Source organism: uncultured Thalassolituus sp. (assembly GCF_950066645.1).
In the GTDB taxonomy this organism is placed as follows: Bacteria; Pseudomonadota; Gammaproteobacteria; order Pseudomonadales; family Oceanobacteraceae; genus Thalassolituus.
Map to the genome: position 1 here is coordinate 64,635 of NZ_CATMFB010000003.1, position 13,623 is coordinate 78,257.

At 53.0% G+C, this 13,623-nt stretch carries 15 protein-coding genes; 6 read left to right on the forward strand and 9 right to left on the reverse strand.

Annotated features, from left to right (window positions below; genetic code table 11):
* Window positions 1-212: 212 nt before the first annotated feature.
* From Q1L85_RS03815 to Q1L85_RS03825, 3 genes are all read left to right on the forward strand, one after another.
* Window positions 213-731, forward strand: a complete 519-nt coding sequence (locus Q1L85_RS03815; protein WP_300428641.1) for a TRAP transporter small permease subunit — start codon at window positions 213-215, stop codon at window positions 729-731.
* A complete protein-coding gene (locus tag Q1L85_RS03820) occupies window positions 724-2,100 on the forward strand; it encodes a TRAP transporter large permease subunit (protein WP_300428642.1) in 1,377 nt (458 codons plus the stop codon). The genes Q1L85_RS03815 and Q1L85_RS03820 overlap by 8 nt, the downstream gene beginning before the upstream one ends.
* A 66-nt stretch (window positions 2,101-2,166) precedes the next feature.
* Entirely contained in the window at window positions 2,167-2,562 is a 396-nt protein-coding gene (locus Q1L85_RS03825; protein ID WP_300428644.1) for an acyl-CoA thioesterase, read from the forward strand.
* Window positions 2,563-2,633: 71 nt separating this feature from the next.
* On the opposite strand, the gene Q1L85_RS03830 is transcribed toward Q1L85_RS03825, so the two are convergent.
* A complete protein-coding gene (locus tag Q1L85_RS03830; protein ID WP_300432312.1) occupies window positions 2,634-3,722 on the reverse strand; it encodes a TRAP transporter substrate-binding protein in 1,089 nt (362 codons plus the stop codon).
* Between the two features lie 24 nt (window positions 3,723-3,746).
* Complete coding sequence (gene uvrD / locus Q1L85_RS03835) at window positions 3,747-5,930, reverse strand: DNA helicase II (RefSeq protein WP_300432314.1); 2,184 nt, start codon at window positions 5,928-5,930, stop codon at window positions 3,747-3,749.
* A gap of 38 nt (window positions 5,931-5,968) precedes the next feature.
* On the opposite strand from uvrD, the gene Q1L85_RS03840 reads away from it, so the two are divergent.
* Window positions 5,969-6,862: an SIS domain-containing protein gene (locus Q1L85_RS03840; RefSeq protein WP_300426687.1), complete on the forward strand. Its 894-nt coding sequence runs from the start codon at window positions 5,969-5,971 to the stop codon at window positions 6,860-6,862.
* A gap of 203 nt (window positions 6,863-7,065) precedes the next feature.
* The gene (locus tag Q1L85_RS03845; protein WP_300426688.1) at window positions 7,066-7,242 is read left to right on the forward strand and encodes a PA3496 family putative envelope integrity protein; all 177 of its coding nucleotides are present in this window, start codon (window positions 7,066-7,068) and stop codon (window positions 7,240-7,242) included.
* A 104-nt stretch (window positions 7,243-7,346) separates the two neighbouring features.
* On the opposite strand, the gene Q1L85_RS03850 is transcribed toward Q1L85_RS03845, so the two are convergent.
* The 4 genes from Q1L85_RS03850 to Q1L85_RS03865 all read right to left on the reverse strand — a co-directional run bounded on the left by Q1L85_RS03850 (window position 7,347) and on the right by Q1L85_RS03865 (window position 10,263).
* The gene (locus Q1L85_RS03850) at window positions 7,347-7,610 is read right to left on the reverse strand and encodes a hypothetical protein (RefSeq protein WP_300426689.1); all 264 of its coding nucleotides are present in this window, start codon (window positions 7,608-7,610) and stop codon (window positions 7,347-7,349) included.
* Between the two features lie 190 nt (window positions 7,611-7,800).
* Window positions 7,801-9,078, reverse strand: coding sequence for an ammonium transporter (locus tag Q1L85_RS03855; protein WP_300426690.1), 1,278 nt, complete (start codon window positions 9,076-9,078; stop codon window positions 7,801-7,803).
* Window positions 9,079-9,124: 46 nt separating this feature from the next.
* A complete protein-coding gene (gene glnK, locus Q1L85_RS03860; RefSeq protein WP_300426692.1) occupies window positions 9,125-9,463 on the reverse strand; it encodes a P-II family nitrogen regulator in 339 nt (112 codons plus the stop codon).
* Between the two features lie 71 nt (window positions 9,464-9,534).
* The gene (locus tag Q1L85_RS03865) at window positions 9,535-10,263 is read right to left on the reverse strand and encodes a TorF family putative porin (RefSeq protein WP_300426693.1); all 729 of its coding nucleotides are present in this window, start codon (window positions 10,261-10,263) and stop codon (window positions 9,535-9,537) included.
* A 423-nt stretch (window positions 10,264-10,686) separates the two neighbouring features.
* On the opposite strand from Q1L85_RS03865, the gene Q1L85_RS03870 reads away from it, so the two are divergent.
* A complete protein-coding gene (locus tag Q1L85_RS03870) occupies window positions 10,687-10,920 on the forward strand; it encodes an accessory factor UbiK family protein (RefSeq protein ID WP_300426694.1) in 234 nt (77 codons plus the stop codon).
* Window positions 10,921-10,987: 67 nt separating this feature from the next.
* Here Q1L85_RS03870 and urtE read toward each other — a convergent pair whose 3' ends face one another.
* From urtE to urtC, 3 genes are read right to left on the reverse strand one after another with little or no spacing between them, the layout of a single operon-like run.
* A complete protein-coding gene (gene urtE / locus Q1L85_RS03875; protein WP_300426695.1) occupies window positions 10,988-11,686 on the reverse strand; it encodes an urea ABC transporter ATP-binding subunit UrtE in 699 nt (232 codons plus the stop codon).
* A 1-nt stretch (window position 11,687) separates the two neighbouring features.
* Complete coding sequence (gene urtD / locus Q1L85_RS03880) at window positions 11,688-12,455, reverse strand: urea ABC transporter ATP-binding protein UrtD (protein ID WP_300426696.1); 768 nt, start codon at window positions 12,453-12,455, stop codon at window positions 11,688-11,690.
* Window positions 12,452-13,618: an urea ABC transporter permease subunit UrtC gene (urtC, locus tag Q1L85_RS03885; RefSeq protein ID WP_300426697.1), complete on the reverse strand. Its 1,167-nt coding sequence runs from the start codon at window positions 13,616-13,618 to the stop codon at window positions 12,452-12,454. The genes urtD and urtC overlap by 4 nt, the downstream gene beginning before the upstream one ends.
* Between the last annotated feature and the right edge of the window lie 5 nt (window positions 13,619-13,623).

The following is a 13,623-nucleotide window of genomic DNA, read 5'->3' on the forward strand; positions in this document are numbered from 1 at the left end:
TATCAGTCCTTATTCTGTGGTGGCCGGGCATCAGCCACATCACTCTGTTCGGATGGTCGCCATTATTGGGGCGCTATATTACAGAAATATGACAAACTTGGAATTTGTTACTTTAAGATGACAGTTTAGTGACTGTCCGATCCTCAGACGGCGGGCAGATGACCCATGCAGCTCTCCCCGCTATAATGCCGCGCAAATCACGGAATGCCGACATGACCCGCCTGATCCGACTCATAGACAGCTTTACCCGCCTGACCGGCCAGTGTGTCCGCTGGTTTGCTCTGCTGATGGTACTTTCGACCTGTGCGGTTGTCGCACTGCGATATCTGTTTGATATGCCGTCCATCGCCCTCCAGGAAACCGTGATGTACCTCCATGCGTCCCTGTTTATGCTGGGGGCCGCCTACACCTGGCAACAAGGGGGGCATGTGCGGGTCGACGTATTCTACCGCACCTGGACGCCGGCGCGGCGTCATCTGGTTGAGCGCGCAGGCATTCTACTGCTTGTCTTACCCACCTGTCTGTTCCTGATCTGGGCCAGTTGGGATTATGTGGGTAACGCCTGGGCCATTCGTGAGCGCTCTCAGGAAGCCTCTGGTCTGCCTCTGGTCTATCTGCTGAAAACCCTGATCGTGGCCCTGCCTGTCACCATTCTGCTGCAAGGACTGGCCGAACTGCTGCGTACCTTTGTGTCTGCGGACACCGCACTGGCGGAGAATACCCATGACTGAATTCATGCCGCTGCTGCTCTTCATCGTCGTGTGCCTGGTACTTATGTGCGGCTTTCCTGTCGCCTTCACCCTCGCTGGCACATCACTGCTGTTCGCGGGCATTGGCCTGCTGACGGGGACATTTGACGGGGCCTTTCTCAGTGCCCTGCCCAACCGCATATTCGGTATTCTCAGCAATCAGATTCTGATTGCTGTTCCCCTCTTTGTATTTATGGGCGTGATGCTCGAGAAGTCGCGCATCGCCGAAAAGCTGTTGCGCAACCTTGGCCTGCTGTTCGGGCCGGTGCGCGGCGGACTTGGGTTCTCCGTTATTCTGGTCGGCATGTTACTGGCGGCCAGCACCGGAATCGTCGGCGCAACCGTCGTCACTATGGGACTGATCTCTCTGCCGACCATGCTCCGCAATGGTTACAGTCCATCACTGGCGAGCGGCACCATCTGCGCGACAGGCACACTGGGGCAGATTATTCCGCCCTCTACTGCGCTGATTATTCTTGGCGATGTTCTCTCCAGCTCATATCAGCAGGCACAGCTGAAAATGGGAATTTTCACACCAGACACCGTCTCTGTGGCCGACCTGTTTGTAGGCGCACTGATTCCAGGCCTGATGCTGGTCGTGGGCTACCTTCTGTATACCGCCGGCGTCGCTGTATTCCGCCCGGCGGCAGCACCTGCGGTCGCCGACAGACAGCCCATGACTCCGGGGTTCCTGCTGGAGTTACTGAAAGGGCTGCTCCCACCTCTGTTGTTGATTATTGCGGTGCTCGGCTCGATTCTTACCGGAAAAGCCACCCCAACCGAAGCGGCTGGCATCGGCGCCATGGGGGCACTGGTACTGGCCATTCTTTATGGCCAGTTCGACCTGAAGCGTCTGCGGGAAGTCATGGACAGCACCCTCCAGGTCACCAGTATGATTTTTCTGATCTTTATCGGGGCCGCATTGTTCTCTTTGGTATTCCGGGGTTTCGGTGGCGAAGAGCTGGTTCACGATGCGTTCAGCAACATGCCCGGTGGCGTCTTTGCGGCTATGCTAGTCGTCATGCTGGTGATTTTCCTGCTCGGCTTTATTCTCGATTTTATCGAAATCACCTTCGTGGTAGTGCCGATTGTGGCCCCCGTACTTCTGGCAATGGGCGTAGACCCCGTCTGGCTTGGCATCATGATTGCCATCAATCTGCAGACGTCATTCCTGACACCTCCGTTCGGCTTCTCCCTGTTCTATCTGAGAGGTGTGGCACCGCCTGAACTGTCGACGTCGATGCTCTACAAGGGTGCCATTCCCTTTATCGTGATTCAGGTTATCGTGCTCGGTCTGCTCGCCATGTTCCCGGAGCTGGCCACCTGGTTACCGGACAAGATCTACGGGTAAGACTGGTCACTGGCACATATTGCGGTACAATTCGCGCACAATAAAAAAGATCAGGGCCAGAGCAACGTGGAAAAGAAGGAAGACAACCAGCCATGCCCGGAGGGCGAGCTTACCCTTAAGCTGATACCCACCCGCGCAGACTGCAATATTCATGGTGACATCAGCGGCGGCTGGGTAGTCTCACAAATGGATCACGCGGCCGAGTCTGTCGCCAGTCGTCTGGCACAGGGGCGCATCGCCAACGTTGCTCTTGAGTCTGTGGTGTTTATGTCGCCAATACGCATCGGCGCAGAAGTCTGCATCTATACCAACCTCCTGGAAATTGGCACCTCGTCGATCCGTATGGCAATCGAAGTATGGACACGTAACCCCCGCGAAGAAATCCGCCGCAAGGTCGTCGACGCCATCTTCGTATATGTCGCCATTGATGGTCAGGGGCGTATCAGGCAGGTGCCGAAGTAATTCATGCGCTGACGGGCATAAAAAAGCCCGGGTCATGTCCGGGCTTTTTTATTTGAGAGGGAAATCCGCGATCAATTCCTTGCGTTGATATACGCCTGCTCACTGACTGCGTGATACGCCTTCACCTGGTCGCGGTAGGTCTTGTACGACTCATACACTTTCCCAGACAATGGGTCACCGGCAGCGACCTCTGCTACTACGTCATCAGACAGTGTTTTCAGCGTATTCAGCACATCAGCAGGAAAGGCCCGCACATCAACATTGTGCTTGGTTTTCAGCTCAACGAGGGCATTCTGGTTACGGGTGGTGTATTCCGCCAGCATATCTTCGTTAGTTGCCTGGGCAGCGACTTTCACGATGGCCTGCAAATCGGCAGGTAGCTTAGCAAAAGCATCTTTATTAATAATGAATTCCATCATAGAGCCCGGCTCATGCCAGCCCGGGTAGTAATAAATGCTGGCCGCTTTATACAGACCAAAGGCCAGATCGTTATACGGGCCAACCCACTCAGTCGCATCAATGGTTCCGGTCTGCAGCGATGTGAAAATCTCACCACCGGGCAGTGTCACTGGCGTTCCGCCGGCGCGAGCCAGTACTTCACCGCCCAGACCCGGAATCCGCATTTTCAGACCCTTAAGATCCTCAACACTGTTAATTTCTTTATTGAACCAGCCACCCATCTGTACGCCGGTATTCCCACCCGGTAACGGCAGCAGATTAAACGGCGCGTAAACTTCTTCCCACAGCTCCTGGCCACCGCCGTACTGAATCCAGCCGTTCATTTCCTGCGCCGTCAGGCCAAAGGGGACCGAAGTAAAAAACTGTGCCGCAGCCGATTTTCCTTTCCAGTAGTAAGCGCCACTGTGGCCCATTTCTGCCGTGCCCTGAGAGACCGCATCAAACACCTGAAGGGCCGGTACCATCTCACCCGCACCGTACACATGAATCTTGAGGCGCCCAGCGGACAGTTCGTTTACTTTCTCTGCAAATCGCTCCGGCGCGGTCCCCAGCCCCGGGAAATTCTTCGGCCACGAGGTCACCAGTTTCCATTTGAAGGTTTCCTGTACGGCTGCCGACTGACCGCCTGCCGCTGTGTCACATTCCTTATTACATCCTGCCAGCGCGAGCGCTGCCAGCGCAGTCACTATCAGTCGTTTCATTGCCTTTCCTCTTATTATCTGTGCTCAGAGAGCATCTAATTTAGCAAAACTGGCCACCAGCCATTTGCTGCCGGCATCGTCAAAGTTGACCTGAACCCGCAACCCCGGCCCCTGGCCCTCAAACTGCAGTACCGTACCCTCTCCGAACATTTCATGGAAGACCCGTTGCCCAAGCGCATAGGGGTATTGCTCCTGCACAAAATCCGGTTGGCGCACAGGGGCAGAAGAGCGCGCCGATACCGGACGGCTGATGCTGTTCTTCAGACGAACTTCACTGACCAGCTGCGACGGTATTTCGCGGATAAAGCGCGAGGGAGTGCTGAAATTCTCGTTGCCATATAAACGACGGCTTTCGGCATAGGTAATCACCAGTTTTTCCATCGCCCGGGTAATACCCACATAAGCAAGGCGACGCTCCTCCTCAAGGCCGTCGGCTTCGTCCAGCGACATTTTGTGCGGGAATAAGCCTTCTTCAAGCCCCGCGAGTACCACCTGTGGAAACTCCAGGCCTTTCGCCGAGTGCAGTGTCATTAACTGCACCGCGTCTTCGTATTCATCTGCCTGACCTTCACCGGCATCCAGCGCAGCACTGTCGAGGAAGACCGCCAGTGGCGGCATGTCTTCATCCACATCATCGGCAAAGTCGGGCTCAAACTGACGCGCAGCGTTCACCAGCTCTTCAAGGTTCTCTACCCGCGCCTGACCTTTTTCGCCTTTTTCTTTCTGATGAAATTCAATCAACCCGGTGGTCTGCAACATCTGATCGACCAGTTCATGCAGAGGCAGATCCGTCGCTCCGACTGACAGCTCGTCCACCAGATCCATAAAGCCCTGAATTGCCCCAGACGCGCGCTTAGGCAGACTGCTGTGTGCAATGGCCTTCTGCCCTGCCTGCCACAACGAACAGCCTTCGTCGCGGGCAATCGCACGCAGAGACTCGACCGTTTTTTCACCAATCGCACGGGCAGGCACATTGATCACCCGCTCGACCGCGCCATCATCATCGCGATTCAGGATCAGGCGCAGATACGCCAGTGCATTTTTGATTTCGAGACGCTCATAGAAGCGCTGGCCACCATAAATCCGGTACGGAATAGCTGCCCGCAACAAGGCTTCTTCCAGAGTCCGCGACTGCGCATTAGAGCGATAGAGGATGGCCATTTCGCTGCGCGCACGGCCATTGCGCGCCCAGGTATCAACCAGATCTGCGATATAACGGGCTTCATCCTGCTCATTAAAGGCGCTGTAGAGCTGAATCGGCTCGCCTTCTTCCCCTTCGGTACGAAGTTCTTTACCGAGGCGGCCCTGATTATTCGCGATCACAGCATTCGCGGCCGCCAGAATGGTGGCCGTTGAGCGATAATTCTGCTCGAGTTTAATCAGCTCGGCGCCGGCAAAATCTTCCTGGAAACTGCGGATGTTGCCGATATTTGCGCCACGCCAGCCATAGATCGACTGATCGTCATCTCCCACGACCATGACCGAAATACGATCACCAGCGAGAACACGGATCCAGGCGTACTGAATATTGTTGGTATCCTGAAACTCGTCGACCAGAATATTGCGGAAGCGACTCTGATAATGCGCCAGCAACTCGGGGTTATACAGCCACAGCTCATGCGCCCGCAGCAGAATCTCACCAAAGTCGACCAGGCCGTTTTTCTGACAGTGCTCTTCGTAGATATGATAAATCTCGTGCATCTGCCGGCTGAACGGATCAGCCGACGGAATGACATGAGCCGCACGACGGCCTTCGTCTTTCTGACCGTTGATAAACCACTGAATCTGCTTTGGCGGAAAACGGCTGTCATCAACCCCGTGATCTTTCATCAGGCGCTTGATCACCCGTAACTGATCATCACTGTCGAGCACCTGGAAATACTGAGGCAGCTTAGCTTCACGCCAGTGCTGTTTCAGCAGACGGTGCGCCAGTCCATGAAAGGTCCCCACCCAGAGGCCGTTCGATGGCGATTCCAGCACCTGCTCAAGACGGGTGCGCATCTCCTTCGCCGCTTTGTTTGTAAAGGTCACTGCCATCACAGAAAAAGGCGATACATTCTCGACCTTCAGAAGCCAGGCAATACGGTGCACCAGCACTCGGGTCTTGCCGGAACCAGCGCCGGCAAGTACAAGCTGGTGTTTCGACGAGGCCGCCACCGCATTGCGCTGACCCTCGTTCAGTTCATCAAGAAGTAGAGAGATATCCATGAGCGCCAGTCTACCAGAATGGAGTGTCCTTCTGGAAAATGCTTCGTATAATCGGGACAACCAGCCGTGAGATACAAACCGTGAAAAACCACCCCGTGCTCGCCGAAATCGAAGCCGCCCGCCCGACCCTGCGCAAGTCAGAGGTAAAGGTAGCGGATTTCGTGCTACAACAGCCTGAACAGGTGATGCACATGCGCATTGTCGACCTCGCGCAGGAAGCTCAGGTCAGTGAGCCGACCATAGTGCGCTTCTGTCGTGCCATCGGGTGCAATGGTTTTCAGGAGTTCAAGGTTCATATCGCACAGGAAATGGCCGTCGCCCGGAACATCGGCCAGTTCGCCATTGCCGAAGACGACAGCATCGAAGATATCTGCTCGAAGATCGCCGATACCACTATTCAGCGACTCAACCAGATCAAGAACCAACTGAGACCCGCGCAGATCAGCGCAGCAGCCCAGGCCATCAGTACCGCCCGGCGGCTTGAATTTTATGGTTTTGGAGCCTCCGGTGCCGTCGCTACCGACGCCCAGCACAAATTCTTCCGTCTTCAGGTGGCCACCGCCGCCTACAGCGACCCACACATGCAGGCAATGTCAGCCGTCACCCTGGGTGATGAAGACGTCGTCGTGGCCATATCTCAGAGCGGTCGCACCCGCGACCTGATGCACTCAGTTGAACTCGCCCAACAACACGGCGCAACAGTAATCAGCTTCGCACCACAGAATACGCCGCTCAGCGAAGCCGCCGACATCCCAGTGTTTATCAACATCGAAGAAGACACCGATAAATTCATCCCAATGACGTCGCGTATTGCTCACCTGATGATCATCGACATGCTGGCTGTCGCAGTGACGCAACGACGTGGCCCGGATTTTTCAGCACACCTCAACGCTATCAAACGCAGCATCAAATCACTGCGGATTGAAAGCTAACGTCCTTCCGAGACGATTTGCGCCACTGAAATTCTACTGTCACTGAAGTTTTCTAACACCCGGCCGATAACTCTCCCAAGCAGGACGAAGCTGCCCAATGGCCGCATAAGGCAGTAGCCTCCCGAGCCGTAATTTGTCATCTTTCTGCAAACAATAATAAGCAGAATCACACTGGATCAGTGATCAGACGGGAACAAGAAACTATGGAAACCGCAAAAGCTATCGAACTTGAAGAAAGCGTTTCTTTTGACCACGACGGCAATGTTGTTGTGAATAAAGAATGCAATATGTCGAAGAAGCTGATCGCGCGACGCGCAATCGAAGCTCATCTTGAGCGCAAGCGTCTGGAAAAGGATCTCGAAGCTTATTATTTCGAATAAAAAAACGGGGCTTTCGCCCCGTTTTTTTATTTTCTGATAGGGTTGTCGTAATCCCTCGGACACGTCACCCCTGAAAAACTGTCTGATGCCACTCGAACACGGTATCACCCATGCCCCTCACAATTCGGGCATTTCCCTCTGAAAAGTACATAAGTAAATGGATTCCCCTTTTCCGGAAAATTGGCCCAGATGTTTTTTTGGCAGAGCTCACAGGCATAATCCCGTGACAGAAAATACATGCCTGAAATATAAAAGATAAAAAGCCCAACTGCTGGAATTATGAGGCTTCCAAACAGAACGTAGGTACCGGCTATAACGATGACTTCAGTAACAAGCCACAGATACGCCATTTGAATCTTAGAGATCATACCGGCTCTCTCCTTTGAAACCCGCCCCCATACTTCCTCCAGTTAATACCTTCGGCCAACTGATTTAAGCATCATAACCGGATGTTCCGCAGCGACTTTATGTAATCTGATACGTGAACAACACGCAAAAAAAAAGCCGGTCAGATGACCGGCTTTCTTTTTCACAGCGTCCTTGCTGTCAGAGTTCAGCTTACTTGCTGGTGAACTCTGGGTAAGCTTCCATACCACACTCAGCAATATCAACGCCTTCGTACTCATGCTCTTCGCTAACGCGCAGACCCATGATGGCTTTCAGCAGCATCCATACGATGGCAGAAGCTACGAATACCCAGACGAAGATGGTCAGTGCGCCTACCAGCTGACCCATGAAGGTCGCGTCAGAGTCAGACAGCAGTACCGCGAAGATACCCCACAGACCAACAACACCGTGTACAGAGATAGCACCTACTGGATCGTCAATTTTCAGTTTATCCAGAGTCAGGATAGACAGAACAACCAGAACACCACCCGCAGCACCGATCAGGGTCGCCAGGAACGGAGATGGATCAGCAGGCTCTGCAGTGATTGCAACCAGACCAGCCAGTGCACCGTTCAGGGCCATAGTCAGGTCAGCTTTACGGAACAGCACGTATGCAGTGATCAGTGCAGCAATCAGACCGCCAGATGCAGCAGCGTTGGTGTTCAGGAATACTGAAGCCACTTCGTTAGCTACGCCAACGCCAGACAGCTGCAGAGTAGAACCACCGTTGAAGCCGAACCAACCCATCCACAGGATGAAGGTACCCAGAGTTGCCAGCGGCAGGTTTGCACCAGGAATCGCGCGGACTTCACCGTTAGGGCCGTATTTGCCTTTACGTGCGCCCAGCAGCAGTACACCAGCCAGAGCAGCAGCAGCACCCGCCATGTGAACGATACCGGAACCTGCGTAGTCAGAGTAGTTCAGTTCGTACATACCGAATACAGAAGCACCGCCCCAGGTCCAAGCACCTTCCATTGGGTAGATGAAACCAGTCATCACAACAGCAAATGCCAGGAAAGCCCACAGCTTCATACGCTCAGCAACTGCACCAGAAACGATAGACATTGCAGTCGCAACGAACACTACCTGGAAGAAGAAGTCAGAAGCGCCAGAGTATGGCAGGCCAGCGTCTTCAACACCGTTACGGAAGTCAGCCTGTGCAGCCAGAACGCCTGCAACTGCTTCATCAGTCATAGAAGCAACACTGTCAGTGCCGCTCAGGAAGTAACCGCCGCCGTACATGATTTCGTAGCCGCAGATCAGGTACATAGTACATGCGATCGCGAACAGGGCGACGTTCTTAGTCAGAATTTCAGTGGTATTTTTAGAGCGGACCAGACCCGCTTCGAGCATGGCGAAACCTGCCGCCATCCACATTACTAATGCGCCACACACCAGAAAGTAAAAGGTGTCCATGGCGTATTGAAGATCGTAAATTTGATTTTCCATTTATTAAGCCCCCCGCATCAGGCTCTGTTATCAATGGTGTGGCGAATTACAGCGCGTCAGCGCCAGTTTCACCGGTACGGATACGGATAACCTGCTCAAGGCTGGTGACAAAGATTTTGCCATCGCCGATTTTGCCGGTATTCGCAGCTTTAGTGATTGCTTCGATAACCTTTTCAGTCAGGTCTTCAGCAACCGCTACTTCAATTTTTACTTTTGGCAGAAAATCCACCACGTATTCAGCACCACGGTACAGTTCAGTGTGACCTTTCTGGCGACCAAAGCCTTTCACTTCAGTCACTGTGATGCCCTGTACGCCGATCTCAGACAGTGCTTCACGCACATCGTCCAGTTTGAACGGCTTAACCACAGCAGTAATGAGTTTCATAGAAAACCCCTTCCGTTATTAATGAGGTATCAGATAGCCCGTGCGGGGGCACGGGCTATTGTAGCGTGTTATTACTCGATAGGCAGGCTGTAAGACACAACGAATTTCAGATCGTCGTCGTAAGAGTCTTCTTCGTCTTCAGCAACTACTTTGCTCGCAGTGAATGAGAGGCTATCGTTGAATGCGTAGCTCAGATCCAGGTGAGTGTAACCAGCATCTTCACCATCATCATCTTCAACCATCGTGATACCAACCATACCGCTGAAAGCACCAGCGCCGTAGCCCAGAGTCATGTAGCTGTAATCGTTAGGATTGCTGGACACTGGGTAATAATAAGAGAAGGAAGCACCTTCATAACCCAGCGAGACAATCATTTCAGACAGAGAGAAAGTGTTGCCGCTTGTGTCTGATTCCAGAATATCCGGGATGTCATTGTCGTCTTCATCAGTCGGATCGTAGTAAGCGAAGTTGCCAGCGCTTGGATAGACATAAGTCCAGATGGAAACATCGTAAGAGAAACCTTCCAGTTCGCCGCCGTATCCCAGAGCCAGGTCATACTCATTCCCAGCAGCAGAGTCACCACTTGACGTCCACATTGTTGCGTATGCACCGCCGGTAGAAACAGTGATGTCGCCGGATACCGCTGGAGAACCATTACCCAGGTCCATACCACGCCACAGGTACATGCTCGCAACAGAAGCAGAAGCTGACACTTCGACTTCAGCCTGAGCGAACTGGGAACCAGTTACACCTGCAGTCATTACACCAGCCAGAGCGATTGCTTTAGTCAGTTTTTTCATCGTTCTTTTTCCTTTATCAGGTTTTATATAGTAGCTGTTGGTATTCCGATGCTTTAACGCACCGTTTTATTTCTGTGTCAAAGCTATAGCAGGTGGCGTGCCAACTTTACTATTCACCATTAAAATCAATGACTTACGGATTTTTTTAGTGAAAAGTGAGCTTTTCGAGCCACCAAAACAGGGCACAGAGCCTAGCGGGGCACCATTTTTTAACACAGCAAAAGCAGGGTGTGTTCAATATTGGTGCAATAATGCACACCAAGTTGCATTCCCATCGGACTAGTTGGCGTAAACCAGCCAACTAACAGGTGATAGAGGCTGAAATCGTGCACCAAAGAGTGGCTTAGTGGTTAAAAACTGATCCAACAGAGTTCAGCGCGTTTCTGTTACCATTGCGGGAAACTTTGATGAAGGCGATTCAGAATGATGAAACCCGAGGCAATCCGCTCTAAAGTCGAACAGATGCTGCAACAGACTCCTTTTGCAGGTCTGTCTTCCGATATCAAGCTGGCGCTGCAGTCTCAACTGCAGAGTCTGATTACCAACGCCAACCTGGTTACCCGGGAAGAGTTTGAGGTACAGAGCGAGGTTCTGCGCCGTACCAATGCGCGTCTGGCGGAGTTAGAAGAACGTCTGGCGAAGCTTGAGGCGGAGTGATCTGCTGATTCATATATAAGAAGCGGCCTGTTGGCCGCTTTTTTTTGCGACTGCTTTGTGATTACTGTTAAATAGCCAGCAGCTCCTTCGCTTCCTCCGAGTGTTCAAGCTCTTCACCCGTCCCCTGACTCACAACCCGACCCCGCTCCAGGATAATAAATTCATCCGCCAGCTCTTTGGCAAAGTCCAGATACTGTTCCACCAGAACAATGGCCATTTCGCCGCGATCTCGGAGCAGCTTAATCACCCGACCAATGTCTTTAATGATGGACGGCTGAATACCTTCTGTAGGTTCATCCAGAATCAGCATCTTTGGACGTAGTAACAAGGCCCGAGCAATCGCGAGCTGTTGCTGCTGGCCGCCAGACAGGTCGCCACCACGTCGCTTCAGCATCTTCTGCAGCACAGGAAACAAGGCGTAGACTTCGGGGTCGATAAAGCGCTGCGCACGAGGCAGGGCCGAGAAAGCCGTCTGAAGGTTTTCTTCAACCGTCAGCTGCGGAAATATATCGCGCCCCTGCGGAACATACGCGATCCCGGCTTTGGCCCGATCATATGGCGCCATGGCGAGCAGGCTTTTTCCTTCCCAGAGAATATCACCGGACACGGGGGTAAGGTGCCCTGACAGCGACTTCATCAGAGTTGTCTTACCCACACCATTACGCCCAAGCACACAGGTCACCTTGCCAGGCTCAGCGGTCATTGCCACGTTATAGAGTGCCTGACTGGCACCGTATGCGACGTTCAGATTATTTACGGTCAACATATCAGCGCCCCAGATACACTTCGATAACTTCCTGATTTGCCTTAACAGTTTCAAGGCTCCCTTCGGCCAGCACCCGACCTTCATGCAGCACGGTCACTTTACAATCGAGAGCTTCGATAAAGTCCATGTCATGCTCGACGACCATCAGTGAATGCTTTTTCGCCAAGCGTTTAAAAAGCTCGGCGGTCTTCATGGTTTCTTCGTCAGTCATGCCAGCAGCAGGCTCATCAATCAGGAGTAACTCGGGCTCCTGCCCCAGTAACATACCGATCTCCAACCATTGCTTCTGACCATGCGACAGACTTCCGGCCTCTTCATGCTGACGATCTTTCAGATCGATCAGGTCGAGAATCTCGTCGATTTTCTCCTGGCGTGCCGGCGTCAGTTTATGCACCAGAGCCTGCCAGACAGAACGTCCGCCCTTCAGAGACATTTCGATATTTTCGAAGACAGTCAGGCTTTCGATCACACTCGGTTTTTGAAATTTCCGACCCACCCCCATATTGGCAACCTGAGCTTCGTCATACCGGGTGAGATCTTCTTTATCGTTGAACAGAATCGTGCCGGAGTCTGGTCGGGTTTTCCCGGTAATAACATCCATCATGGTGGTTTTGCCCGCACCGTTAGGGCCGATAATGGCCCGCATTTCTCCCGGCTCGATAAACAGTGACAGCGAGTTCAGCGCTTTAAAGCCATCGAAGCTGACACTGACACCGTTCATATAAAGTACGGTCGGATGATCAATATGTTTTGGTGTTGCGATACTCATACTTTGCCCTCCGCAGTCGCACTCTGCCCGCCGCCAGGGCCCCCAGAGGAGCTACGCCGTTTCTCCTGTATCTGGGCCCAGAGCCCAACCACACCTTTCGGCAGATACAGCGTTGTCAGAACAAACAGGCCGCCCAGCATAAACAACCACAGCTCGGCAAAGGCGCCTGTAAAATAGGTTTTCGCATAGTTCACCAGCACCGCTCCGATCACGGCACCATAGAGTGTTCCGCGACCACCAACGGCAACCCAGATAATTATCTCGATGGAATTAATCGGCGCGAACTCTCCCGGATTAATAATCCCGACCTGCGGCACATACAAAGCACCTGCCACACCGGCAAGCATGGAAGACACAACGAAGACGAAGAGTTTGTACCACTCAACGCGATAGCCCAGAAAACGTGCACGGGATTCACTGTCGCGGATAGCGACAAGTACCCGCCCCAGTTTCGATGTGACGATAAAACGACTGATGAGGTAGCCGCCGATCAGTGCGATGCCCGAGGCAAAGAATAACGCCGCACGGGTGGTATCGGCCTGGAGGTCAAAGCCCAGAATGTCTTTAAAGTCGGTCAGGCCGTTGTTGCCACCAAAGCCCATGTCATTGCGGAAGAAAGCCAGCAACAAGGCGTACGTCAGTGCCTGGGTAATGATCGAGAGATATACCCCGGTGACGCGTGAACGGAATGCCAGAACCCCGAAAACAAATGCCAGCAATCCGGGGGCAGCCAGAACCATAATCATGGCGAACCAGAACTGATCGAATCCCTGCCAGTACCACGGCAGCTCGGTCCAGTTCAGGAACACCATAAAGTCAGGCAGCTCAGGGTTAGCATACACACCCCGGTCGCCAATCTGGCGCATCAGATACATACCCATGGCATAGCCACCCAGCGCAAAGAAGGCGCCGTGACCCAGACTGAGAATACCGCAGTAACCCCAGATCAGATCCACCGCGACTGCCAGCAGGGCATAGCAAAGATATTTACCCAACAGAGTCATAGTGAAGGTCGAGACGTGAAAAAGCGACCCTTCAGGGACCAGCAGGTTACTGAGAGGCACCAACACAGATACCAGTAACAGCACCAGAAGCAGTTTCCGGCCAGCTTTGTCATTCATGATCAGGCGGGTCAGTGGGCCACCTTTAATTTCCTGTGACATAACAG

What these genes read in the sequence shown, in the direction of transcription:
- urtD (WP_300426696.1), bottom strand. Translation starts at nt 12,455, where the DNA reads ATGAGTATCGCAACACCAAAACATATTGATCATCCGACCGTACTTTAT.
- Q1L85_RS03840 (WP_300426687.1), top strand. Translation starts at nt 5,969, where the DNA reads ATGCTTCGTATAATCGGGACAACCAGCCGTGAGATACAAACCGTGAAA.
- urtC (WP_300426697.1), bottom strand. Translation starts at nt 13,618, where the DNA reads ATGTCACAGGAAATTAAAGGTGGCCCACTGACCCGCCTGATCATGAAT.
- Q1L85_RS03815 (WP_300428641.1), top strand. Translation starts at nt 213, where the DNA reads ATGACCCGCCTGATCCGACTCATAGACAGCTTTACCCGCCTGACCGGC.
- Q1L85_RS03820 (WP_300428642.1), top strand. Translation starts at nt 724, where the DNA reads ATGACTGAATTCATGCCGCTGCTGCTCTTCATCGTCGTGTGCCTGGTA.
- Q1L85_RS03865 (WP_300426693.1), bottom strand. Translation starts at nt 10,263, where the DNA reads ATGAAAAAACTGACTAAAGCAATCGCTCTGGCTGGTGTAATGACTGCA.
- Q1L85_RS03870 (WP_300426694.1), top strand. Translation starts at nt 10,687, where the DNA reads ATGATGAAACCCGAGGCAATCCGCTCTAAAGTCGAACAGATGCTGCAA.
- urtE (WP_300426695.1), bottom strand. Translation starts at nt 11,686, where the DNA reads ATGTTGACCGTAAATAATCTGAACGTCGCATACGGTGCCAGTCAGGCA.
- glnK (WP_300426692.1), bottom strand. Translation starts at nt 9,463, where the DNA reads ATGAAACTCATTACTGCTGTGGTTAAGCCGTTCAAACTGGACGATGTG.
- Q1L85_RS03830 (WP_300432312.1), bottom strand. Translation starts at nt 3,722, where the DNA reads ATGAAACGACTGATAGTGACTGCGCTGGCAGCGCTCGCGCTGGCAGGA.
- Q1L85_RS03845 (WP_300426688.1), top strand. Translation starts at nt 7,066, where the DNA reads ATGGAAACCGCAAAAGCTATCGAACTTGAAGAAAGCGTTTCTTTTGAC.
- uvrD (WP_300432314.1), bottom strand. Translation starts at nt 5,930, where the DNA reads ATGGATATCTCTCTACTTCTTGATGAACTGAACGAGGGTCAGCGCAAT.
- Q1L85_RS03850 (WP_300426689.1), bottom strand. Translation starts at nt 7,610, where the DNA reads ATGATCTCTAAGATTCAAATGGCGTATCTGTGGCTTGTTACTGAAGTC.
- Q1L85_RS03855 (WP_300426690.1), bottom strand. Translation starts at nt 9,078, where the DNA reads ATGGAAAATCAAATTTACGATCTTCAATACGCCATGGACACCTTTTAC.